Genomic DNA, 24,295 nt, shown 5'->3' on the forward strand with positions numbered 1-24,295 from the left:
GTTTGCTAACAAAAAACAATCTGCACTTTTTTTGTGAAGACCACACAAATGACTAATGCACGTCCCTAGAACTGAATGGGTAACAGTAGACCAACACCTATTGTCGTTTCATTGTCAGCTTTGACTCTCAAGCTATCAAAAGGGCTAGAACCAAGCCGATTAGTGAGATACGCTTCTAATTGCAGTCCTGAAAACAAACCAGGATGCCAACGCAAACCTACAGTCCAAGGAATAATTGTTTGGCGCTGATCGTTAATAAAGCCATTACCTTTACCTGCTAAGTCTAAACCCAACTCTGCGATCGCCTGCAAGTTGTTCAATAAAGGAAACGATCCGCCAATATTAAACCCCGCAATTTCTAATCCTCTGCGTTGTACAAATCCCAAAATCGGAGTTAGCCAAGTTGCACTTCCGCCTGGAAATTGGTAATGCATAGGAGTAGAAATAGTAACGACAAATAATTCGCCTTGTTCATCCTTTTCGTTACTCAAGGCAAATCCCGCCTTTTGCAATCCTAGTTGTTGGAATTTATTACGATTGTTTTCAGTAAAGTTCACAAAAGGGTTATTCGCCCTTGCTATTGTTCCTGTAATGCTTAAAGTGAATGGATCGCCGTCAGCTTGATGCAAATAGCGAATCTTTCCACTCAACCCTAATAAAGACTCATCTATAGTCCCTGGAACATAATCAAGAAAAGCACCAATTTCTAAATCATCTAGTAATCCGTAGCGAATTCCAGATAATATTCCCTGCCCTCCCCCTTGTAAAGTTAGTAATAATTGATTATGGGGAACTGTACCCCCATCTAAAAAGCTAAATCCAGCGTATGTAGTTGGCTGTGGTTGCTGGGTTGGTTCAAAATGTTCTGGGTAGCGGCGGTTGGCGCTGGTGATACCTGGTAACACAGTCACACCAAACCCTATGGCAGTGTACTCTCTATCTGCCACTATAGACAAAGGTCCTGTATTACCTAAAGTATTAGAAACAAATAAATCTGTAGATAATCGAGGATTAACTATGTACCTTAAACCTGCATTGTAAGCAACTGTGCGACTAGGTAAGCCTGTATCACGGTTAATTGTGTTATTGCCTGTAAATGGTACAAAGGCATCACCCCATAATATTAAACGTGAATTGAGCTTATAACTTACACCTCCTGCCAGCCCAAATGTAGTACCAAAAGACCCAGAGTTTGGCAAAGGAAGTTTAGTTAAATATAAGGCATTATCTTCAGGTAAAAAGGCTATCTTAGGCGATAAAGTAAATTGCCAATTTTCATCAGGTGTAATGGTATATGGCAGTTCAAGAGAAAAAACTGTTTGTTGATTTTTTCCTGTTGCTACAATATTAGCATCATTAAAAAATTGGAAAGGACGACCACCATTTCCTACAGAAACAGCAATTACACCTCCTAGAGCCTGCGTTGCATTTTCACTTTGCCAAAGTCTTTGTTTTGCTTGTAAAGTGAACTCTTGAAAAAAGTTAGTACCGTTATTTCTATTAGTGTCTCTATTGCGATTAACGCGTTGAGCATTAAAACCACCTTGTTTGATGGGACCAGAATTATCAATTGTCTGTGCGTCTAAGGTAAGTTCTAGGTTATTGGTAACACCCCAGCTAAACCCAACAGTAGGTTGATCGGTAAGTCCGCTACGACGTTCTCCTCCAGGTACTAAAAAGCGGCGTTGTCGGATAGTTGTTAAAATTTCTCCTTGTCGCAACTGCTCTGCTGTTGTTAGTACAAGACGACGGCTAGGAATAACTAAACTACTCTTTGGTAATTCTTCAATTTCTGCTTGTGCTTTACTAGGTAATGCGCTGGCTTCACCTAAGCCATTAGCGCTAAGAATCGGTGTAGCCTCAACCATTGAATTTACTATTGCTAACAGCTTTTGCTGAGACTTTGTTCTAAAACTAACTTGATAAAACTGGTTATCTTGCTGCCATATCAAATGAGATAAATCTGTCGGATTATTTTGTTTTTGTGCTTCTAAAAAATATCCTTTTAAATTTTGATTTAGAATAACAGATTTAGCTATATTTTGATATTGCTTGAATTCGGTTTCAATATCTTTATTTATCTGAGATGCACTAATAATGCCAACTAAGCAAAAAACTTCTTGTCGTTTGCAAGAAAAAATATTAACTGTAAGGCTAGGTTTAGAGCTTGAGGTAGCAACTTTAATACTATATTTGCTAGCTTCCCCTGCTAAGTTTTCATCGAGTAATATATGAGATGGTAAGCGCATTACCCAGCTGGGTGATAAACTAGCTGCAATCTCCTTGAGATAAGGTGTAAAAATATCAGCAGTAGGCGTAGAATCTGTAACTTCACTATTGATAACCTGACCAGGCTGGTTGGCAGCTTGTCGCAAATTTTGAAAACTACTTGCTGTGGTTGTATTGGCTTGCCAATCTAGATTTTCAATTAATTGAGAAGACTGTTTGATCAACCCTGTCTGTTTAGGAGATGCTTGAGCTTCATAGCTAACTTCCTGTAAAGTAAAAGCCGCAACAGTAAAAATCGCAGTAATTAATATACGCATGTGATTAAAACAAGTTAATTATTTCATAACTTGGTCTTAAAAATTACCCAAGAATGATATTTATAATTAAAGATATCTGTGCTACACCCTTACTCAGGGTGTTTCAGTATTCAAATAAGTTTACGTTCTTTTGTGCAAGAAGTAAACTATCGTATGGTAATTTACACACTTTTATTTTGCTGGCTCATTTTTGCTCATAACTACATGCTCAAGCTTTAAGGCTTGAGCACAAAGGAGTGGGTAAAAGATGAATATTACAGTAAAATTGCCATTGAAATTCACTAATATTGTATATTTATACAGCCCTAATAAAAGCCGAGAAGGCTGGTTTCTTTAAAAGTCGATATTATTGAAAGCAATAATTTTAACTATATTTAATTACTTATATAGGACTCATATTTGATTTTTGAAATATACTTAGTGGCTTGACCAGGCTAAAATAGTGCATTAGAAAGCGTTCGTAGTTGCGCTTTAGCGCTAAATAAACTTCAAAATCTATTACAACATTTTAGTCTTGACACGCTAGTAGTGGACTGACACGACTAATTTTGTGCAATAGATTTTTAAATGGTTTATCGCATTAATCTTGCTGGGCTGCAAGATCCCCGACTTCTCTAAGAAGTCGGGGATCTTATCCCTCACAACTCGTCATAACTTTTGCGATGAACCACTGTTTAAAAGGCGAAGACAGCGCAAATACGAACATTTCTATTACATCATTTTAGCTGTGTCAGTCCACTACAGATACTTAAATTTTTTCATCAAACAAATCGGATTCATATAGCAATCCTAAATAAGTTGCGAAATTACTCGTTGAGTCAGGGAACAGGGAAAAGGAAAGAAGGATCTACAAATGTACCTTGTTTTTTTCACCAATGAAATAAGACTACTATAATTCTCCGAATTAAGATTATTAGCAACTCAAAGATGATTTTTAATTAATAATAAAATACACGACTTAGGTCTTATTTATTCTGTCTTACTAGCATCAGCGGTGCTTTATATGTAAATTCCTGACCTCGGTATCCAAACCTAGAGCGCTACTAACTAATGATGAAAATAAACACAAATTAAAATAACATCCCTAACGCGAACTGTACGAAAAATTTCGACAAAAGTCTAATTAACTCAGATGGTGAGTACAGATAGTCTAGATACATCTGGATTAGCTACCAGCACAACACCTTCATGCTTATCTTCGTTCTTCAAACCTTAGCAGAAATTCTAGCTGGAGGAACCTCACTCACCAGTACAGAGCAAATTGACTTTAGTCATCCTAGTAATCGTCGCGAAGAGGGTGCAGGGCCAACTCTCAATTTGTATGTTTATGACATTCGTGAGAGTAAGCAGTTTCAACAATCCGGTAGGCAAGTTGAACGTAAACCGTCACGGGGTCTGCAACCGACATCTGTGAGTTGGTCACCTAATTGGTTTGATGTCTCAATGCTAATAACAGCCTGGGATCGAACAGCTTTAGGTGAACATCACCTTCTCAGCGAAGCATTAACTGTACTGCTGCGCCATCGGTCTTTGCAAGAAGACTATTTGGTTCCGGAGTTGCGAGGTTATGGCAATTTATCTTTAACAGTTGCCTTAGATCCGGCGATTGAGATTGGTTCATTATGGAGCGCGCTAAATGTACCTTTGCGTTCCGCTTTGTATGTGACTGCAATGATACCCGTTGAGCCGCAATCTACTCTCGTACCTTTAGTTTGGGAACGAATTTTCAATTTGCAAAATCAATTGAGTGAGAATGGCAACAGCACAGTTGTCACCAGGCGGGTAGCGATCGCAGGTATGGTCAAAAGTGCAGTCACCAATCTGCCACTGCTGTCGGCAGAAGTAACTGTGCAAAGAACTAAAAAATCAGCGGTAAGCAATAAAGAAGGACTGTTCTTTTTTGAAGACATTCGTATAGGTAATTATGTTTTGACAGTTAATTGTCCTGGCTATTTACCCCAGAATGTCAATGTCTTGGTGGATAGCCAAAGTTATAGCTTCAAAGAAATCTTACTAACTCCTGAATAATTACTTTTTAACTGACTTGGAGAGAATTTCATGGCTAGACTTGATTACTTTGCACCTGGTGTCTATGTCGAAGAAATTGACCGAGGTAGCCGACCGATAGAAGGTGTCAGCACTGCGGTTGGTGGTTTTGTCGGCTTTACAGAAGATATTCGCGATGGGGCTGAACTATTAAAGCCCATGCTGGTGACCAATTGGACGCAATATCTCAACTACTTTGCCCGTCCCAACTCCGACGGTTTCACCGATTTCAACGCCTATTTACCCTTTGCCGTCTATGGCTACTTTATGAATGGTGGCGGTCGCTGCTGGGTAACCAGTATTGGTACGCAGTTACCAGGCGCACCCAAGCCCCCAAGCCAAGAACCTGCCACTCTCCGAATTAGCGGTCGTGGTAATCGTCCAACGCTGCGCTTTAGTTTGCGCCCAGAACAAGCAGCAGGCGGAGCCATCGATATTTTGATCACTGATAGTGGCCCTCGTGCCCTACCTGAAGGAACTGAAGGAGAAGCACCTCCCAATACAGGCGAATACTTTACAGTGCAAATTCGTCGGGGAGATGAAGTTCTAGAGCAATATGAGAACTTAACCATGAACCGCGAAGTTCCGGCTCAGGTAGCAACTTACGCGTTAACAGCTTTGAGAAATTCTATGTATATTAACGTAGAAGATATTTCTCAAACTGGACAGCCTTTATCTCGTCGTCCGACCAATGGTCAATATGAACTAGCGCCGCCAATTGTTGCCCAGACAGTTGATAGATTTTCACGGGATTTTGAAGGGGTACGTGATGACCGAACAGGGGTAAGAGGGATTTTTGAAATTGATGAAATCACCATGCTAGCTTGTCCCGATTTAATGCGGGCTTATCAAGCGCAAGTGATGAACTTGGATCAAATCCACGGCATCATGGAACTGATGATTAGCATGTGTGAGGGTTCTGCTAGTGGTGATATTCCCAACCCACCCAACCGCATGGTTTTAATCGACCCACCACCAGAACAGACTAAACCCCAACAGGTAGTGGAGTGGTTGAACAGATTTAACCGCCGTTCTATGTTTGCGGCCCTCTATTATCCCTGGATCAAAGTTCCTAATCCCCGCGATCGCGGTAATCCCATTCTCATACCTCCTTGCGGTCACGTCATGGGTGTTTGGGCACGCACCGACGAAACCAGAGGCGTTTATAAAGCACCAGCCAACGAAGTCCCCAGAGGTGTAATTGGTTTGGGTTATGAAACTAATTTCCGCGAACAAGAACTTTTGAACCCCTTGGGAATTAACTGCATTCGCAGCTTCCCCAATCGCGGTATCCGCATATGGGGCGCAAGAACTCTCGTTGAGCCAGATAAAACTGAGTGGCGTTATATCAGTGTGCGGCGGTTAATTAGTTATATAGAAAAATCAATTGAACTAGGTACGCAGTGGGTCGTTTTTGAACCCAACGATGAAGATTTGTGGGCTAGGGTAAAACGCACTGTCAGTAACTTTTTAGAGCGAATTTGGCGTGAAGGAGCTTTATTTGGTGCTTCACCAGAACAAGCATTTTATGTCAAGTGCGATGAGGAATTAAACCCACCAGAAACGAGAATTTTGGGGCGTTTATATATCGAAGTTGGTGTTTGTCCAGTCAGACCAGCCGAGTTTGTCATCTTCCGAATTAGCCAATGGAATGGCATCGAAGACGAAGAATAAATAGCATTTCTTTGTTTACTGTTTACTAATTATTAATTCATAAGGAGTTTAGTCATGCCGGGTCAACCTGAGTTATTATCTGCTTGTCTGTTTTATTTTGAAGCCGACGGAATTACAGAGAAGTCTATTAAAGAAATCAGCGGTTTAGGTGTAGAAAATACCCCTGCTCAAGAAGTACACGGATCTACTAAAGGCGGTAAAATTTGGCGGCAAGCAACTCCTACCGTTACCAAGTTCACGAATATCACACTTAAGGTAATTGCCACTGCTGATGTAGACCTTTACCAATGGTACAAAAAGTGTAACGAGGATATGGGAAAACCTCGCCAGTGGGATCAAAATCGTAAATCAGCTTCGGTAGTTGCTTACAATCAACAACTCAAAGAAGTAGCTCGTTGGAATATTATTAATTGCTACCCTGTTAAATATACAGGCCCAACATTAACAGCTTCTAGTGGTGATATGGCAAACGAAACAGTCGAATTAGTTCATGAGGGTGTTGAACGCGTTAACTAAAATTAAACCTGTAAACAAAAATGGTTCAACCAACTGAAAAGCTACCAGAAATTTTAGCAGCCCATCGTTTTTATTTAGGGCTGACACTAGACGGTCAAAAAGATAATAGCGATTGCTACTTTTTAGAGTGTCAAGGTTTTAAAAGAACACAAGATGCAATTGAAATCTGTGAAGTTACTCCTAATAAGTGGGGTGCGGCGGTTAAAGGTCAGGTGGTTAGAACCAAGCTTCCAGGAAATGTTAAAAGTGGCAACATAACTTTACGTAGAGGTACGATCGCTAACTCTATGGTTTTTTGGAAATGGTTTGAAGAAGTTCAAAATGGTAAATGGGCGAAGCAACGAAAACTCATGGCTTTGTCTATTTACAGTCAAGCAAATCAAGAAGAAGCTAGATTTGAATTAGCAGGTGCTTGGCCTGCTAGTTATAAAATGGCTGATTTCAACGCCCGTAGTACCGACTTACATATAGAAGAACTGGAGATTGCTTTCGAGGAATTTAAACGCGTGAAGTAATCAGGAGGATTATGTTTCCGACAGAGTTTGAATTTACACTGCCAAAGGGGTATCTAGACTCGGAAGGCAACCTCCACCGCAAGGGTGTAATGCGGCTATCAACAGCAATAGACGAAATTGCACCTTTGCGTGACCCACGAGTTAAAGCTAATGAAGCTTATGCCACGATTATTATTTTGTCACGCGTAATTACTCGCTTGGGTGCTCTATCGGAAGTAACTCCTGCGATCGTGGAAAACTTTTTCTCCCAAGATTTAAATTATCTCCAAGATTTTTACCGTCAAATCAACGGCTTGGAGAGTACAATTTCTCAATTAGAAGATACAGTCAACGTCTTGCAAAATTCAGCTTCTTAAAAAGAGAACCACAGATGAACACAGATAAACACAGACTTTTGTCTGTATTCATCTGTGGTTCTATATATATATTCAAAAATTTAGACAAATTATGGGTCGCAAGCAAGATACTCTCAGCACTGAATTTGCCTTCATTCTTCCCCGAGGGTTGATTGATAGCCAAAACCGAGTCCATCGTCATGGCGTGATGCGTTTAGCTACCGCCAAAGATGAAATTTTGGTACAACAAGAACGCAAAGTTCAGGAAAACCCTGCTTATGGTGTCTTGGTAATGCTGGCACGGGTTATTACCCGCTTAGGTAGTTTAAATTCTGTTAGCCCCGATTTATTAGAAGGACTGCTCCTTCATGATATTGCCTATCTCAGAGAATTTTATAATCGTATTAATCAGCAAGGAAATGTACAAATACCCACACAATGTCCCCATTGCAATACTCAATATTCAGTGGAGTTAAAACTAGCGGGGGAGTCGTAAGCTACCCCTCTAACAAGCTATATGAGGAGGTAGCTTTTATTGCTTACCATTTCCACTGGTCACAAAATGATATTTTAAATTTAGAGCATAAAACCCGTCAGCGCTGGGTTACAGAAATTAATAAAATTAACGAAAAATTATTATGAAAATAAAAGTTAACTACTCACCAACCCTAAATGAAGTTAACGAACTTGATTTAGCATTAGCAACTACACCAAAAGGAGAGTGTATTATTGGTCGTGCTCCGGAATCCGATTTAGTGTTGGACAGTCCTGATGTTAGTAGGGTACACGGCAAATTCTTTCTTCAAAATGGGAATTATTACTTCTGCGATCTTGGTAGTAGAAATGGCTCAATAATTAATGGCAAACTGGCTGAAAAAAATAAATCAGTTTTGTTGAAAGATAAAGACGTTATCCGTATTGGTGATTACGTTATGACAGTGGAAGACATGGTTCCTTTGTCTGAACAATTGCCAGAGACAGTATTTAGAACTATAGATCCGGCACTGTTTTCCGGGTGGCGAGGAAATGAAAATTTAAACAATATTAATGTTGTCAATCACCCCTTAGAAGTAATTAGCGAAGTACCACAACAGGTTAATTCAGTATCTAATAATGAACTTATTCAACCTCAAAGTGAAGTACAAATCTCAGAACTAGAAGAGGCAATAAACGCACTCGACAACATTATCGAAACTCCTGAGGAAGTCAGTGAAGTTCCCGCAGATCTTGATGATGCAGATGTGAATGTAGGTAGATCGGTTCCAGAAGAACCTACCTTCATACAACCCCAGGATTTAATTAGCCATGTACCGGAGGCGGTGAATGAAGTGCCCGCAGATCTCGATGATGCAGGTGTGAATCTGGGTACACCAGTTGCACAAGAAGCCACCTTCATACAACCCCAGGATTTAATTAGCCATGTACCGGAGGCGGTGAATGAAGTGCCCGCAGATCTCGATGATGCAGGTGTGAATCTGGGTACACCAGTTGCAGAAGAAGCCACCTTTATACAACCCCAGGATTTAATTAGTCCTGAGACGGAAGGGGTAAGTGAAGTTCCAGTAGATATCAACGATCAGGATATTGATTGGGATGCAGAAATTCCGCAAGAATTCACCATTGTACAACCACGTACTATAGTTATCCAACCATCTCAGGCGGTGAGTGAGGTTCGCGCAGATATCAACGATCAAGATATTGATTGGGATGCAGAAATTCTCCAAGAATTTACTAATGTGCAACCACGTGATATTCTCAGCCAACAACCAGAGGCACTGAGCGAAGTTCCCGCAGATGTCGTGGAAATTCTCCAAGAATTCACCAATGTGCAACCACGCGATATTGCGAGCCAACCACCAGAGGCGGGCACTGAAATAAGTGAAGTTACCACTAATGAAGATGTTGTAGATGAGTTTAGAGTAGATGTTGCAGCAGTAGAAGCTCCAGAATTTGTCAATAGCTTTACTCCAGAGTTTAGCCATGAAGATATTACACTCACAGAAGATATAGTTATTGAGGCAGATGATGGAGTTAAGGAACCATCAGAAATAGTGCATGAAGTGCCGGAAGCTGTTAGTAATCAAGTTGCTGACATTAGTACTGATGATGCAGCAATAGTTGAATCAGTTTCAGAGACTGTTATTGAACTGTCGCCAGTTGAAACACCTGTAGAACTCAGCGAAGTTAGCGAATTAGAGGTATTAAATAACCAAAACGTTAATCTGAGTGCGACAGATACCAAAGAAGCGATCGCAGAAGCTAGGAATTTAGAAACTCCAGAAGCTTTTGGCTTTGTACCTTCAACATTTAATGAAATATCAGACTCAACTAATATTGACTTTTTGGAGAAAACAGAAGAACTAAATGTTATATCTACCCCAGCGAATGAAGAACTAGAAGATGAAACTATGCCCGAATTAACTAGTTCAACATCTGAGTCAATTAGTCAAACTCTTGAAGAAATTTTTGGAGCAGAAAAAGCACAATCTGATGAAATTGCTAAAGAAATACCCGTCAGTAAGCCTCAACAAATGATCGCTCAAAAAAACATAGTTCTTATCGCTCACGAAAGCAAAAAATTAGAACTTGCTGATTTTGTGAATCAGCATCAAGAATTTTTCTCACAGAGTCTTACTGTTGCTTGGCCATCCATTAGTGAAGTCTTACATCAACAAGCAGGTATAGCTATCAGTCAACAAATCCCAGCAGCCACATCTGGAGGTTATCAAACAATTAATTCATTAGTGAACTCAGGAAACATTTTAGCAGTAATTTTCCTCAGAGATTTTCTTATACCTCAGCCTGGTCAAGCAAATGAAGAAGCACTGTTGAGAAGCTGCAATATTAACCAAGTTCTACTTGCAACTAATCTACCAACAGCAGAGGCGATCGTGCATTATATTAAACATTTATTGGAGCATCAATAAAAGCATATACTCTACTGCCATTGTTCTTTGAAGCAAGTGGTTGATGAATTTGACCGAACACTAATGAAGCTGCACCGCACTTATATAACGGGATAATCCCTCTTTTATTCCTCTGGATAAATAAAAGAGGGCAATCATTACCATTGGGAAAAAGGATGCTTGACTAAATTGCTGTTGAAATATTTGGGGTTGTCTGAAACTTCCTCGCCAATCCAGATTGGCAGTTCAATTTTTTGTTGTTCGTGACTAAGTTCAACTTCTGCTAATATCAGCCCTTTATTGACACCATCAAACTCATCTATTTCCCAAATCAAATTACCGTACTCTATCCTATATCGAATTTTTTCTATTAAAGGGCGATCGCACAAAGTATCGAGCATTTCCTGAGCATCTGCAAGCGGAATCGGATACTCAAATTCTGACCTGCTATATTTGACGCTAATTCCTTTAATTGTTAAGTAACCTTGGTTTCCTACTATACGGACACGTACAGTAGCTTGTTTTGCCGTAGAAATATATCCCTGAACAAACAGGGTACCCTCAGCTAGCTTTCTCCAGCTATCTCCGTTGACTAAAAATTTTCGCTCTATTTCTTTCGCCATTGTACTTTATATTGACTATAATTTGTATTTAAATTTATCACTTAACCTAAATTAAACCTTAATTTAATTATAATTAAACCAATATGGTAGTAAAAAATTAGCTTTGTTTATTCGCAATACAAAAATCAAAGATAGCTGATTTAAAAGAACTAGCCCATGTTATCTTAAGGGAAAAATAATTCTGATTAAATCATTTTAATTTGCTAAAAAGAACTATGGGTAAAGCGAAAAAGGCTAGCAAAGATATTAATCTGAATGCTCCTCAGCATTATTTTAATCGCGAACTAAGCTGGTTAGAATTTAATCGGCGAGTGTTACATGAGGCACTAGACCGCCGCACTCCATTACTAGAAAGATTGAAATTTACTGCTATCTTCAGTTCTAACCTAGATGAATTTTTCATGGTTCGTGTTGCACTTCTTAAAGAACAAGTTCAAGCACAACTTAGCCAGCAAAGTATCGATGGACTAACCCCACAACAACAATTAGAAGCAATCTATCAATGCCTACATCCAATGGTGATTGAACAGCATCGTTACTTTGAGGAGGTGCTTCGTCCAGAAATGGCATCGTATGGTATTCATCTTCTTAATTACATTGATATTAATCCAGAACAACGTAGTTACTTACAACAACTATTTCAAAAAAAGATTTTTCCAGTTCTTACACCTCTAGCAGTAGATCCCAGTCATCCTTTCCCCTTGATGGCGAATCTTAGCCTCAATTTAGCAGTGGTAGTCAAAGCTCCAAATACAGGAGAAGAAAAGTTTGCTAGAGTTAAAGTTCCAAATATTCTACCTCGGTTTATTTCCTTACCTCAGGAATTACAAATACAGAATGGAAAGTTAAATTACTGGACAAGTATTCCCATAGAGCAGGTTATTGCTCACAACTTAGAAGCTTTATTTCCAGGGATGATTATTAAAGAATATCATCTGTTTCGCTTAACTCGTGATGCCGATTTAGAAGTAGCAGAAGAAGAAGCTGATGACTTATTATTAGCAATTCAACAGGAATTACGTAAGCGTCACTTTGGTGGCTCTGTAGTGCGATTAGAAATACAACCATCAATGCCTCATTCAGTACGACAGATGCTGACAGCAGAAATGGAATTGGCTGAGAGTGATATTTATGAGATAGACGGCTTACTAAATTTGAACGATTTGATGTCGTTGATGAAATTGCCTTTGCCCGATTTAAAAGATCCAACTTGGAAACCAGTTACTCCACCTCGGCTGCGCCATTTCCATCAAGCTAGGAAAATTACCAACATAGATGGCCACGAAAGCAGCATTTTTTCGGTGATTCAACACAAGGATTTGCTAGTGCATCATCCCTATGAATCGTTTAGTTGCTCTGTAGAGACATTTATCGCGCAAGCTGCCCGCGATCCTAATGTATTAGCAATTAAGATGACGCTTTATCGCACTTCCGGAGATTCTGATATCATCAGTTCTTTGATTACTGCTGCTGAAAGTGGTAAACAAGTAGCTGTTATTGTAGAACTCAAAGCTCGATTTGATGAAGAAAATAATATTACTTGGGCTACTAAGTTAGAAAAATCTGGTGTTCATGTAATTTATGGATTGGTAGGACTAAAAACTCACACTAAGATTGTACTGGTAGTGCGTCAGGAGGGAGAAGATATACGTCGATATGTGCATATTGGTACTGGAAATTATAATGCTAAAACAGCGAATTTATATACTGATGTCGGGCTAATAAGTTGTCGAGAAGATTTAGGAGCAGATTTAACCGATTTATTTAATTATTTGACAGGCTATTCCTGCCAAGAATCTTACCGCAAATTGCTAGTATCTCCCGTTAATATGCGCGATCGCATTATTGCCTTAATTCACAGAGAAATCGAACAGTGTAAAAACGGCAACAGAGGTCATATTATCGCCAAAATGAATTCTTTGGTTGATGCTCAGATTATTGCTACTTTATACGAAGCTTCGCAAGCTGGGGTAAAAATTGACTTGATTATCCGAGGTATTTGTTGTTTGCGTCCTGGAATTCCCGAAGTCAGTGAAAATATTCGCGTTATTAGTATTATCGGTCGTTTTTTAGAACATTCACGGATATTTTACTTCTGTAATAATGAACAAAATGAAGTATACATTGGTAGTGCTGATTGGATGCCTCGTAACTTAGATCGCCGCGTGGAAGCAGTTACACCAGTTGAAGATATTGATATTGTACAAAACTTACAAAATATCTTAGCAATCATGCTGGCAGATAATCGCCAAGCGTGGGAACTCCAGTCTGATGGTTTTTATATTCAACGTCGTCCTGAGCAGGATGAGCCAGAACGTAGTGCCCAAAATATTCTGATGGAAAAGACGCAACAATTATCAAATAATAAATTGTTTGTCACATTATGAATGCTATAACCAACGTTGTTTTTTAACATACAAAATACTGCTAATCACAATTAACACCATGATGGTGATAACTGTAGGATAAGCCCAAGGTTGATCTAATTCTGGCATATATTTAAAGTTCATCCCATAAAAACCAGAAATGAAAGTGATTGGTAAGAATACAGTCGAGAGGATAGTCAAACGATTAATTCGTTCACTGGTTTTGCTAGCAATATTGTCGCGTTGAATTTCCATTAATTCTGACATCCAGACTCTTAGTGATTGATATTCTTGCGAGAGTTTATCGATGTGATGAACCAATTCTTGATTGAATAGTTCCTTTACTGGCTGACTGAGCCATTGGAAATCTTCGTAATTCATCATCGCTAGAAGTGACTTGATATTTTGAAAATTCCGGCGTCCGAAGCGAGTAGATTGCCTCATGGCGGCAATTTTTTGGTACGTTGATTCATCACCAGAATTTTCTAAAACTTCATCTTCTAAATCATCAAGTTGTATAGAAATATAGTCAAATACAGTATAGTAATTATTCAAAATATCTTTAAAAATTAGATAAAAAAGATAGTCTGTTCCTAAATGTTGAATATCTATTGTTCGTTTTTGAATATTGCTACTTAGCGTGCTTAAGATTTTGACTTCAGGAATTTCAAATGTGATGATAAACTTGCTGCCAACTACAATACTGCCACGTGCGACCTCGAACTCGCGATTTTGTTTTTGATGAGTCAGAATTTCATAATTGTCAAATAGGCAATCTTCGATGTCTTCATCAATTCCCATATGACAATGATTAAAAATCATGTCAACACGAGATGGCTTGAGTCCAAAATGCTGGATAATTTTGGCAATTGCAGTGCGATCGCGGAATTGAATACAGCGCAACCAGATATTATCAGAACTACTAATCCTTTCCAGTACCGCATTGACATCCCAACTGGTAAATACTTCCAGATGGTTCTGAGAAAAGGTGAGAAGAATTAGCATATAGCAATCCCAGTTGACTTATGAGAAAACACGGTAACTCAAAGTAGTTATTAGACATCTTGCAAAAATATATTTTTGCAAGAGGGGGGAAAGGGAAAAGGTAAAAGGGAAAGGGTTTTGAGTTCCTTTCCCCTTTTCCCCTTTCCCTTTAACCGACTTCTGCAAGAAGTCTATTGATTAGCATATAGTTATCCTAGTTTGATTTGTAAACTTATACTCGATAAAGGCAGGGAGCAGGGAAAGAAGGGAGATAAATGTACTCGCTAGTTAAAGGTTACTTATATTTTCAACCAGTAAAATGATAAGTGGGTAAGCCAGAGATGGTGCTTGGTAAACTAAATAAGTCGCCAGAGTAGAAGCTGTTTTGAATTTCTGCCTCACTTAACCCTACTGATGCTGTAGTAATGAAAAGCGTCATCAAATCTGCATTACCAAAAGTGCAGGAAGTCGGGCGCTGAACTGGTATTTTCACTCGCATCATCTCTTGGCCAGAGGAGTCAAACCGGATAATACACCAGCCGTCCCACATAGCTGACCAGATACAACCTTCGCTATCCACTGTCAAACCATCGGGATAGAAGGATTCAGCAGTTAAATCAATGAATACTTGCCGATTACTGATACTGCCACTTTCAAAATCGAAATTAAAGGCATAGATAGTTTTGAGGGGCGAATCAGTGAGATAAAAGGTTTTATTGTCTGGACTCCACCCCAACCCATTGGATATTGTTAGTCCAGTTTCTAGTACGTGTAAAGAACCATTGGGATCGTAACGGTACAGACAACCCTTTGGCCCGTTTGTACTCATTGAGCCAAACCAAAAACGCCCGGCTGCGTCACACTTACCATCGTTGCAGCGGGTGTCTGCCTGGTTATCTTCTATGGTTAAAATTGGCGTGACTTTACCGTTACTAGTGTCCAAGAAAGCTAGTCGGTTGCGTTGAGCCATAATCAGTCGATTAGTTCCCGCTGGGGCAATACAACCTACAACTTCACCGACATCAAAAAATTGATGGGCAGCAGTAGCCGGATTGAACTGGTGGACTCGATGATTGTAAATATCAAGCCAGTACAGCAGTTGCTCATCTTGGTGCCAACAAGGCCCTTCTCCTAGACGTGCCCTTGTTTGTTGAATATTTTTCGGTGAGTACTGTGTAGCGTTCATTAGTTTTGTTGAATAGATCTATCTATTTTGAAGATAAAGAGTTGTGTAAAAATAAGTTGAACAATTTAATATTTGTAGTGTCGGCATCTTGCCCGCGCGAGCAAGATGCTCGCATTACTGACTTTTGCTTGATGCCTAAGGCAGGAGGCATTTACAAGAGTTTTTAAACGCACAGGGGCGCAGAGTATTTACTAAGAGAATTCACTACTTAATAATGAGTGTACTAAGCTAGAGAGTTGTGCATTTTGAAAGTTTAGGCTGACCAGGCTTCTCGAAAGTCGGCATACAGTGTTAGTCCGCCATCGATAAATAGAGTTTGTCCTGTGATGTAAGCGGCTTCGTCAGAGGCGAGAAATGCGACGGCTGCTGCCATTTCTTCTGCTGTTCCAGCGCGACCCATTGGGATATGGCTTTCGACGATCGCTTTTTTTTCTGGGTCGTCTGTCCAAGCTTTATTGATTGGTGTAATCGTTGCTCCTGGCGCGATCGCATTGACGCGAATTCCTTGTTCTGCATATTCTAGGGCCAGTGTTTTCGTCAGATTTTCCATTCCCCCTTTGCTAATCGAATAGCTAACGTACAAAGGTCGAGGAATGATTTCGTGAACGCTAGAGATATTGATAATAATCCCAGAGCGCTTTTCAGAGAGAAAATGCTTAATTGCCTCTCGCGCACAGAGAAAAGCACCGCGCAGATTTACAGATAAGATGTTATCAAAATCTTTGGTAGCAATTTCATGGGATGGACATTCTTTCTGAATTCCGGCATTGTTGATGAGAATATCTAAGCTGCCAAATTTCTCAACAACTGTATTCACCATATCAATGATGTCTGCTTCTTGGGAAACGTCACCTTTAACAAGTAGAGATTTCACACCGCATTCTTCAACTTGCCCACAAGCTTTTTCCATTACCAGGTCTTCTGTCTCCTCGGCATCCTCCGGACTTCTGCGGTAGTTGATGGCAATATTGCAACCTTCCTCAGCCAGTCGAATGGCGATCGCTTGTCCAATACCCGAAGTAGCTCCAGTAATCAGCGCATTTTTTCCCTTTAATCCCTTCATTGCAAGTTTTCCTCGCTTTTAGGTAGGACTGTGTCAAATTAATCCTATTCATTTCACGCAAACCTATTAATCTACCTTGAGTAGTAGCTGTGAATCTCGTTCTTCAGCTACGCTCAATAAGAAAGTTATGCCATCTAATTAGCATGTCCACTTGAACACTTATCCTAGCTGTTGCGATCGCAGTGGCAATATCAAGCGAATATCTATACTTGATATTATAATTCGGATACTTTAACCCTTTTAATATTAGTAAATACGGCTTCGATAGCAATCCGAAATCATTCGTGAGACAATGCTGAGATAAAAAGCCTTTATTCATTACTTACGTATCATTTCGGATTGCTACATCATTGATTTTGACACTGCAACCTTTGGGTGCACCTGGTTATTAAGGAGTTTTTTTTGGAGTATTTAAACGCCACATCTTTTCTAGATGAGCAATGCGTTTGCGAAGAATTTTAACTTTAAACTTGCGATAGCCAATAATTGTTAGCACCAAAATTATTGGTACTGAAATTATAGTACATGCTATAAGGGTGTCTGTTGCAACATCATTTTGCTTGCTTGGATGAACTTGCGCTTGAACAGCCAATGGTACATACATCATCTTAAAAATCTTAAATTGTTTCAATCCATACTGTATATACAGCAATTTCATGCTGCATTATGCAGAGAAATTGTAAAAATTTAAGATTTACCTTTATAAATTCTTTATTAAGCAAATAAAACAGCGTTTTAAGCAAAAAATCACACATTTTGCTGATGCGAACACAAACGACGCTGTTTTTCAAAAAAAAATTGTTAAGCAATATTTTGCCCACAGTGTCCACTGCTACGCTGTCGTAACGCTGCGCGTAGCTACGGGTATCTAGAACTTGGAGAACTAGATTTTCAACGGTTATTCGTTCCGGGTAAAAATACAGGCGGAACTGGGCTAGCTTGTGGAACTGGAGTAATTACAGTTGGTGTGGGAGTAGGTACAACTTTTTTGATAACTGCGATCGCAAATCCTCTTTGCTGCGGTTGCTGCTTACCAGATTTGTCAATTACTTGCAATGCAATTTGCGGTGGAAATTCTGAAATCACCGGCAGTTGTAGCGAACCTACTGGTTTAAGATCGTTGCCGTATGGTAGCAGCTTTATCTGAATATCTTCTCCCTCTACCCTCCAAGTTAAAGTAGCGGTTTCTCCTTCTTTGAGTGACTGATTTGGTTGCTCGTTACCATTAATTGTGAAAGAAACAATCTTAATTGGTTTGGGTAAAACTTCTATTTTGCCTTCGGTCTTTTTAGCACTAATTTTATCGCTACCATTATTTGATAAAGCTTTTAATTCAAAGGCATATTTTCCAGCTTTCAATGGTGGTATGGGTATATTTGTACATTGCAGTTGGCGATTTACTTCTTTACAGGAATTCTTTAGTTTAGAGTTGCCGATAATACCTTGATTGAATTTATAAATTATGGGATTGCTTGTTGATGTTCCTTCCTCTGTACTGCCAGTAAGCTGAGTTTCTGCCAGCAGTAAGGGATTGGTAATTGTCCAATTGACGAGAATATTTTCTCCTGTTTTGTACTGTGGTTTATTGACTTTAAAATCAACAATTTCTGCTATTGGTTTCTCTGTGATGACTACTTGGGTTGTTTGGGTATCTGTTTTAGCGGGTTCCGAAAATAATGCATTACCTTGGCGATACAAGCCTTGTAACTCAAAAGTGTAATTACCTTTGCTGTTAATCCCAGTTTTAATATTGTTACAAATCAAATCTATTTGTTTTTGGACGATACAAGGTGATATTTCATTAGCATTTTGCTTACCTAGCGACTCAGGAATACCATTCCGAAAATCGTAGGTAATTGGCTTAATGGGTTGTGGCCCTTTAACGATTAGAATTAAATTTTCTAACTGTTTATAGTTATGAATGTCCCATCTCAAAGCTACCTCATCTTCGCCTTCAGTAAGTTGAGGGCTATTGGCGCTAAAATTTTCTATTTTCAACTGCGGGGGATTTAAAATTTTCCAGATAATAAATCCTATCCCACCCAAGAAACCTAAAATCAGTAATATTAATAATATAAACTGCCATAAGGGGCGGGGTTTCCAAAGTAAAGTTCCCTGCGGTAATGAGTCAGGTAGAAGGAAATTTTGTTTATCATAGATGTTGACTTGAAAGTTGATAATTTGCCCTGCACCAAACCAAGGTTTTCGCCACCAAGGCCGAGGTTTTAATGTCAGATTAGTTTCAGAAGTTTTGCTGGGCAATAATCTTAACTCAGCCGGATCAAATTTGTAGGTAAAGAGTCTTTCTTCATCACGACTTTCAACACCAAATATCAGTTCTCGGACAATGTTACCCTGGTTAACCAAGGATAATTCATACTTGCCAGGACTACGGCTAACTTGCCCCAGAATGGTATTTAGTTGTACATCTAAGTCATAACTTATAGGAATTTGGATATACACCAAATCCAGCAATACTAAATCGGGAAATTTTTCCGAATATAAACGCAGGGTGGGTGAATAGTTCCCCGCTAAAGTATCGGCTGGCGGATGAAATTTTAACAATATTTTACCGGAATCACCAGGGTTGAGCGCTAGGGCATTAATATCAGACAATAACCCCGGCCCTTCTACTCCCGTTGTAGGATAACTGATTGTAAACCAATCATCGTCTAAATCGAGGCAAGTTAGGCGGAATCGGTCTACATACTGAGAACGATTTTCTACTGTTACCTCTAATAGCAAAGGTTCATGAAGTTTGCAAATTAGCGGCTTATTAGTATTACTGCTGGGTTTAATGGAAAAAGTTGAATCATTTGCGCGAATTACGGTGTGTTCTTTGGGTACAATTTTCAGCTGGCGTGGGAAGTTAATCGGAGTGTCTTGAGGATAATGTTGAGGCGCGTCTACAACTAAGGTATAGTCGTAAGTTCCAGGATTAGCATCAATGGGAATTTCAAATGTAAATGTTATTTCGTCACTACTTTGTTGAGTTGCGATCGCGCAACTTTCTCTAGGAACGCTAGATAATCCAGTGATATTTTTAAATTGTTCATCAAAATTTAAATATAAATCAATAATCGCATTCTGTTCTCCTATGTTGGTGACAACAGCATGGAGTGCGATCGTATCTCCTGGCATAGCATCTTGAATACCAGGTGGACTAATAAATACTTCCAGGGGACTAGGTTTAGCTTGCATGTTACCAACTCCCTTATTTAATAGGATGTGAATGTAGTTGTACCTGAAAATCTTCGCTACCACTCACGATCGCATTTGTTTGATTAATTGTTTTCAGATCAATAGTGTTGATTCTCTTGGTACTTTGATAAATTATTTCACCTGTGGCTGCTTTAAGTTTATCAAGCTTGTGTTCGGGGGTTAAATACCACATCATTATTCGTCCATCATCGCCAGCACTTACTAACAGGCGACCATCTTCATTAAATACCAAACTCCGCACTGAAGTTTTCGCTGCTGACCAGCGGTCTAAGATTGGACAATTTAATTCAGCGATTGGATTTTGGGGATTTGGAATTTGACATTGATTTAAATTCCAAATTGTAATGTATCCCGCCGAGTCAGAAGTTGCGAGGATTTTTTCTGAAGAGTTAGGCACAAAAGCTAATCCCCAAACATAGTCTTCGCGTCCTGTTCTTGGATCTAGCTTTTCGAGTTTTTGTACTGCTAAAGTTTTAATTTGATTTTTTGTTTGAGGTAGATGCCATTGCCACAATAAGAAACGTTTAAAGTTGCCTGCCATCACTAGAGTTTGATCATCTGGACTCAGAGTTAAAGCCCGAATTTGGAAACCTGATAACTTCTGTTGAGTTTGCAGGTCAATTGCTTTTGGTTCTGGCTGGAAATCATCGTTGGTCGATGTTCTCGACCATAGTCTTACCTTACCACTACCATAACCGCTGAATAAATCCAAAGAATTTTTAGTAAATACTAAGTCAAATACTCTGTCACCTTTAGCTTTGGGATCTTTTTGGTCTTGCAGTTCGTTTCTTTTTCTACCTGTGGGGACATCCCTAAGTTCAATTACACCATTATCTAAACCAACCGCAACGCGATCGTTTTCTACAGGCATAAAACGCGCGACTTCTACAGCATCATCGGTAATTGCCAACAAACCTTTGGGTTTGTGCTGTCTACCACACGCAACAGGCTGACCATCATAGGTAATGCTTGCAGGTTCTAAGTGCTTGTTATTAATATTCCAAAGTCTCAATGTGCAATCATCTGAACCACTGACAACAGACAAACCAATGCCACTAAAACCGATTGAGTTCACAGAACGAGTATGCATAATTGGCTCTGGTCTTAACAAGAATGCTAGCAATGCAAGTATGAATGCCAGAATAACCAACTGTAACCATAAAGGTAAAATCGGTAAAACTTTTAATTCTAAATTTTGGGTAGCGGGGTCTGTACTACCTAAACGTTGATCTGATAATTCCGATTTAGCTTCTAAAAGTAAAGTTTTGCCTATTCCTAACCAAGGACGTTTTATTTTGATATCTAAAATTAGTTTGCTAGTTTCTCCTAAATTAAGATTGGCCGTTGTTGGTAACGTCTTGTAAGTACATTTGCGCCAATCGCGTCCCTGAAGCTGTACATTAATTTCTTGAAACAGATTGCTAGCATTTCTAAATAGCAATTCAAAAAAAGCTGTATCAGATTTCCAGTTAGGTAACCAACTAAGTTTTTGCGGAATTCTTTGGGACTTTTGGGTAGTAGTAAACTCGATAAAACCTACAGGTAAAACTTCCAGATTACCTTCAGTGCTAGCCGGATAACCATTATTGCTGATGGCTTCAATAGTAAAAGGGTAAATGTCACTAGGCGCTTGGATTACAGATAAAGGTTGGCATTGAAATATGACTTCTATTTGACCGCCTGGATCTAGGGAAAAGCGCCGTTCTGCACTGCTGACAAGCCAAGAAAAATCCACACCTATAAACCGCAGCGTTACATTCACAATTTGCTGACCCAAATTGCGGACTCGTACTGGTATATCTACAGTGTTACGCGGATATACTTGGAACTCTCGTACAGGCAATTCCACACTCAAAAGTGCTGGTTGATTATCTGCCTCGATTTTTAACCGCAGTAAAAGTCTACGTTCTTGTCCTAACTGCGGAGAGAAAATTTTCACAGTCAAGTTGACTGTACCCACAAATCCAGGAATGGGTGTATTAAAAACGAAGGCCTGAAAAGTGGTAGTACTACCGGGAGGCTTGGCCGCTGCTACTTCTGGTTCCAGCTTATACCAGCGATATTCAGGATTGCGATTTTCTCCCGCAGCGGTAATTTCTATTTGAAAATTGGCAAATCGATCGCTGTCATTATTGACAGTCACCTCAAATAAAACTGGAGTTCCACCAGGACGGAAGGTTAAATTTTGAGTAGAAAGACTGGCATTTATAACATTATTTTGCATGAAATTTTATAATCTTAATTCTGCGAAGTCAGCAGTATTAGAAAATTAGTAGTAACACAAATTTTGGTAATAGCACCTTGAGTTAACTTTATAAATATATTGTGCAAATAAATCTGTCAATCTAGATAAAATCTATAAATAAAATTAATATATTAAACAAATTTATCTTTTACTGAAAAATCATAGGTATAGCTAGCAATGCCTATCATATTTGGGTTTTGATAAGCATTGCCCAGTCTAAAATATTTAAATTTTTATGCACTATTTTAGCCGTGTCATTCCACTACATTATCTGGAAACCCTTCATTTTAATTGGCAATGAATTATAAAATGATGCTGTTGATGAACCCTAATTTCTCAACCGGAAGCGTACTGGCATTTTATCAGAGGGATAAATTAATAGGTTTTGCTGTAAATCTTCCAGAGAAGAACGACCGTTGACTAACTCCCAATCGAAATAGCGGAGTAATAATGCCAGCATCACAGTTGCTTCCAGCATTGAAAGATGCTCTCCCAAGCAACGATGCAGCCCTGAGCCAAAGCCTATTATTGGCAGTGAACTTGTTTCCTTACTCTTGTCTAACCAACGCTCTGGCAGAAATTCTTCGGGATTAGCATAAACTTCTGGATCTCTTCCAGCCGCAAGTATTGACCAGAATACTCTCGTACCACGAGGAATTACTTGACCCTCAATTACAGTGTCGCGTTGAGTTTCCAATGAAGTCGAGCCTGTGGCAACTGGATAAAGGCGCAAAATTTCTTTGAAAATTGCGCGAATATAAGCTAATTCTTTGAGGCTTTCTATATTAAAACCGCTTTGACTTTGCCAAGCTTGGTCAACGATGACCCTTGCTTGCTGAAAAACCCTTTGATTTAAGGCCAATGCTCCTACTGCAAAGGATAAACTATGGGCAGTTGTGTCAGTACCAGCTATTAAGAGTTCTACAGATTCTGCTATTAAAGTTTCCCGATTGTATTTTGGTTCTTTGGCAGCGATTTTAACTAACATTGATTCCCGGAACAAAGGACTTACCTGTGGTAAATCGGTGTGATTTTGTTCTCGCATCTGTAAAGCTAAGTCTACACGGGGAGTGAGAAATTCCTCTAAATATCGTCTTGCTGCCCAATAATCTCGTGAGTTTTTAGTTGGCAGATATTTCATCCATCGTTTCTCGCCAGTTGCTTGGCGTAGGAACCGATAGCCGACAATAGACATTGCTTCGTATACTTTGGCAACTTCTAGGGGTGGCCCTTCCTGACTAACACTTTTTCTATTTACAGGAATGCCTAGTACTAGAGAAGAAATCACCCTCATTGTCAGTTCTACAAACAGAGGATCTACCTCAACTTCTTTTGGTGGTGCAGCTTTCTTCAGTGTCTCAATTACTTGTTCGCAGGCTTGGTTAATAATTTCCACATATTTGGAGAGACTGCTAGAACTGAATTCCGGGTTCCAAGCCTTGCGTCGCCATTGCCATTCAGCCCCGGTTTCACCCAAAAGAATGGGGCCGCTGATATCGTTCCAAGCTTTGCGCGATCGCTCAGATCTAATTAAGCTACCATCTCTCATACCATTGATAATGGTGTCTTCGATAACTTTTGGCTTACTCAAAACCACAACTGGATAGCTATTAGTCCAGACAACATACATCGGCCCTAACTGCTGGCTCCAATCAAATATTAATTTGAAGTATTTTTTCTGTTTTACGGCTGCTAATACTTGTGGAAGATTTCCTAACAGCCAATGTTTGGGCGGAGAAGGAAGCGATTGTAGCGATTTGTATGTGTTTTTTTGCTTCCACCAACGCCACCCAAGTGTTCCCGCTATGCTAGTAACGCCGATAGCTAAATATGGAAATGAAGAGGAATAAGCAATCTGAGCAGTAATCTCTTGGAACATGATTCCGCCTTGTCAACCAAAAACTTCAGATTACCCAGATACTATCGTATTGTTTCCAGATTCGCAGAGCTTGTTTTCATCGAGCGATCGCTCTCACTTTTAACGGTAGTGTTGTTGTGCTGCGCAATGCTTCTAAGGTTGATTAAACACTTAATCTTTCTATGCCTGCAACTACCTTCCCATGTCTAA

The 24,295-nt window shown here is 39.5% G+C and carries 18 protein-coding genes; 9 read left to right on the forward strand and 9 right to left on the reverse strand.

The window, feature by feature from the left end; genetic code table 11:
• Positions 1-65: 65 nt before the first annotated feature.
• Positions 66-2,546: a hypothetical protein gene (locus BV375_RS30945; RefSeq protein WP_086767670.1), complete on the reverse strand. Its 2,481-nt coding sequence runs from the start codon at positions 2,544-2,546 to the stop codon at positions 66-68.
• Positions 2,547-3,734: 1,188 nt separating this feature from the next.
• Here BV375_RS30945 and BV375_RS30950 point away from each other — a divergent pair.
• From BV375_RS30950 to BV375_RS30985, 8 genes are all read left to right on the forward strand, one after another.
• Complete coding sequence (locus BV375_RS30950; protein ID WP_086767672.1) at positions 3,735-4,574, forward strand: Pvc16 family protein; 840 nt, start codon at positions 3,735-3,737, stop codon at positions 4,572-4,574.
• 30 nt (positions 4,575-4,604) lie between these two features.
• Positions 4,605-6,266 carry a phage tail sheath C-terminal domain-containing protein gene (locus BV375_RS30955; protein ID WP_086683821.1) on the forward strand — a complete coding sequence of 554 codons (1,662 nt, stop codon included), beginning with the start codon at positions 4,605-4,607 and terminating at the stop codon, positions 6,264-6,266.
• 54 nt (positions 6,267-6,320) lie between these two features.
• Positions 6,321-6,782 carry a phage tail protein gene (locus tag BV375_RS30960; RefSeq protein WP_086683818.1) on the forward strand — a complete coding sequence of 154 codons (462 nt, stop codon included), beginning with the start codon at positions 6,321-6,323 and terminating at the stop codon, positions 6,780-6,782.
• Between the two features lie 20 nt (positions 6,783-6,802).
• Positions 6,803-7,297, forward strand: a complete 495-nt coding sequence (locus BV375_RS30965; protein WP_086767674.1) for a phage tail protein — start codon at positions 6,803-6,805, stop codon at positions 7,295-7,297.
• Between the two features lie 11 nt (positions 7,298-7,308).
• Positions 7,309-7,653, forward strand: coding sequence for a hypothetical protein (locus tag BV375_RS30970; RefSeq protein ID WP_086767676.1), 345 nt, complete (start codon positions 7,309-7,311; stop codon positions 7,651-7,653).
• Between the two features lie 91 nt (positions 7,654-7,744).
• Positions 7,745-8,128 (forward strand): hypothetical protein, encoded by a 384-nt coding sequence (locus BV375_RS30975; RefSeq protein WP_086767678.1) that lies wholly within the window; start codon positions 7,745-7,747, stop codon positions 8,126-8,128.
• Positions 8,071-8,274 (forward strand): DUF6760 family protein, encoded by a 204-nt coding sequence (locus tag BV375_RS39055; RefSeq protein WP_086767733.1) that lies wholly within the window; start codon positions 8,071-8,073, stop codon positions 8,272-8,274. Before BV375_RS30975 ends, BV375_RS39055 begins: the two co-directional genes overlap by 58 nt.
• Complete coding sequence (locus BV375_RS30985; RefSeq protein WP_086767680.1) at positions 8,271-10,559, forward strand: FHA domain-containing protein; 2,289 nt, start codon at positions 8,271-8,273, stop codon at positions 10,557-10,559. Before BV375_RS39055 ends, BV375_RS30985 begins: the two co-directional genes overlap by 4 nt.
• A 137-nt stretch (positions 10,560-10,696) precedes the next feature.
• On the opposite strand, the gene BV375_RS30990 is transcribed toward BV375_RS30985, so the two are convergent.
• Entirely contained in the window at positions 10,697-11,161 is a 465-nt protein-coding gene (locus tag BV375_RS30990) for a CYTH domain-containing protein (protein ID WP_086767682.1), read from the reverse strand.
• Positions 11,162-11,376: 215 nt separating this feature from the next.
• Here BV375_RS30990 and ppk1 point away from each other — a divergent pair, with 215 nt between their 5' ends.
• Positions 11,377-13,548 (forward strand): polyphosphate kinase 1, encoded by a 2,172-nt coding sequence (gene ppk1, locus BV375_RS30995; protein WP_086767684.1) that lies wholly within the window; start codon positions 11,377-11,379, stop codon positions 13,546-13,548.
• Positions 13,549-13,551: 3 nt separating this feature from the next.
• Here ppk1 and BV375_RS31000 read toward each other — a convergent pair whose 3' ends face one another.
• The 7 genes from BV375_RS31000 to BV375_RS31030 form a co-directional block, all read right to left on the reverse strand.
• Positions 13,552-14,532 carry a CorA family divalent cation transporter gene (locus tag BV375_RS31000; protein WP_086767686.1) on the reverse strand — a complete coding sequence of 327 codons (981 nt, stop codon included), beginning with the start codon at positions 14,530-14,532 and terminating at the stop codon, positions 13,552-13,554.
• A 286-nt stretch (positions 14,533-14,818) separates the two neighbouring features.
• A complete protein-coding gene (locus BV375_RS31005) occupies positions 14,819-15,697 on the reverse strand; it encodes an SMP-30/gluconolactonase/LRE family protein (RefSeq protein ID WP_086767688.1) in 879 nt (292 codons plus the stop codon).
• A 253-nt stretch (positions 15,698-15,950) separates the two neighbouring features.
• A complete protein-coding gene (locus BV375_RS31010) occupies positions 15,951-16,760 on the reverse strand; it encodes an SDR family oxidoreductase (protein WP_086767690.1) in 810 nt (269 codons plus the stop codon).
• 388 nt (positions 16,761-17,148) lie between these two features.
• Positions 17,149-17,418 (reverse strand): hypothetical protein, encoded by a 270-nt coding sequence (locus BV375_RS31015; RefSeq protein ID WP_086767692.1) that lies wholly within the window; start codon positions 17,416-17,418, stop codon positions 17,149-17,151.
• Positions 17,419-17,651: 233 nt separating this feature from the next.
• The gene (locus BV375_RS31020) at positions 17,652-19,961 is read right to left on the reverse strand and encodes a hypothetical protein (protein WP_086767695.1); all 2,310 of its coding nucleotides are present in this window, start codon (positions 19,959-19,961) and stop codon (positions 17,652-17,654) included.
• Positions 19,962-19,974: 13 nt separating this feature from the next.
• Positions 19,975-22,206: a hypothetical protein gene (locus BV375_RS31025; protein WP_086767697.1), complete on the reverse strand. Its 2,232-nt coding sequence runs from the start codon at positions 22,204-22,206 to the stop codon at positions 19,975-19,977.
• A gap of 349 nt (positions 22,207-22,555) precedes the next feature.
• Positions 22,556-24,106, reverse strand: a complete 1,551-nt coding sequence (locus BV375_RS31030; RefSeq protein WP_086767699.1) for a cytochrome P450 — start codon at positions 24,104-24,106, stop codon at positions 22,556-22,558.
• Positions 24,107-24,295: the final 189 nt, after the last annotated feature.

The organism is Nostoc sp. 106C (assembly GCF_002154725.1).
GTDB lineage: Bacteria > Cyanobacteriota > Cyanobacteriia > Cyanobacteriales > Nostocaceae > Aulosira.

Coding starts and splice junctions, on each gene's coding strand:
- BV375_RS30990 (WP_086767682.1), bottom strand. CDS start 11,161: ATGGCGAAAGAAATAGAGCGAAAATTTTTAGTCAACGGAGATAGCTGG.
- BV375_RS30985 (WP_086767680.1), top strand. CDS start 8,271: ATGAAAATAAAAGTTAACTACTCACCAACCCTAAATGAAGTTAACGAA.
- BV375_RS30965 (WP_086767674.1), top strand. CDS start 6,803: ATGGTTCAACCAACTGAAAAGCTACCAGAAATTTTAGCAGCCCATCGT.
- BV375_RS31010 (WP_086767690.1), bottom strand. CDS start 16,760: ATGAAGGGATTAAAGGGAAAAAATGCGCTGATTACTGGAGCTACTTCG.
- BV375_RS31015 (WP_086767692.1), bottom strand. CDS start 17,418: ATGAAATTGCTGTATATACAGTATGGATTGAAACAATTTAAGATTTTT.
- BV375_RS30950 (WP_086767672.1), top strand. CDS start 3,735: ATGCTTATCTTCGTTCTTCAAACCTTAGCAGAAATTCTAGCTGGAGGA.
- BV375_RS31005 (WP_086767688.1), bottom strand. CDS start 15,697: ATGAACGCTACACAGTACTCACCGAAAAATATTCAACAAACAAGGGCA.
- BV375_RS39055 (WP_086767733.1), top strand. CDS start 8,071: ATGTCCCCATTGCAATACTCAATATTCAGTGGAGTTAAAACTAGCGGG.
- BV375_RS31020 (WP_086767695.1), bottom strand. CDS start 19,961: ATGCAAGCTAAACCTAGTCCCCTGGAAGTATTTATTAGTCCACCTGGT.
- BV375_RS30970 (WP_086767676.1), top strand. CDS start 7,309: ATGTTTCCGACAGAGTTTGAATTTACACTGCCAAAGGGGTATCTAGAC.
- BV375_RS31030 (WP_086767699.1), bottom strand. CDS start 24,106: ATGTTCCAAGAGATTACTGCTCAGATTGCTTATTCCTCTTCATTTCCA.
- ppk1 (WP_086767684.1), top strand. CDS start 11,377: ATGGGTAAAGCGAAAAAGGCTAGCAAAGATATTAATCTGAATGCTCCT.
- BV375_RS30955 (WP_086683821.1), top strand. CDS start 4,605: ATGGCTAGACTTGATTACTTTGCACCTGGTGTCTATGTCGAAGAAATT.
- BV375_RS30945 (WP_086767670.1), bottom strand. CDS start 2,546: ATGCGTATATTAATTACTGCGATTTTTACTGTTGCGGCTTTTACTTTA.
- BV375_RS31000 (WP_086767686.1), bottom strand. CDS start 14,532: ATGCTAATTCTTCTCACCTTTTCTCAGAACCATCTGGAAGTATTTACC.
- BV375_RS30975 (WP_086767678.1), top strand. CDS start 7,745: ATGGGTCGCAAGCAAGATACTCTCAGCACTGAATTTGCCTTCATTCTT.
- BV375_RS31025 (WP_086767697.1), bottom strand. CDS start 22,206: ATGCAAAATAATGTTATAAATGCCAGTCTTTCTACTCAAAATTTAACC.
- BV375_RS30960 (WP_086683818.1), top strand. CDS start 6,321: ATGCCGGGTCAACCTGAGTTATTATCTGCTTGTCTGTTTTATTTTGAA.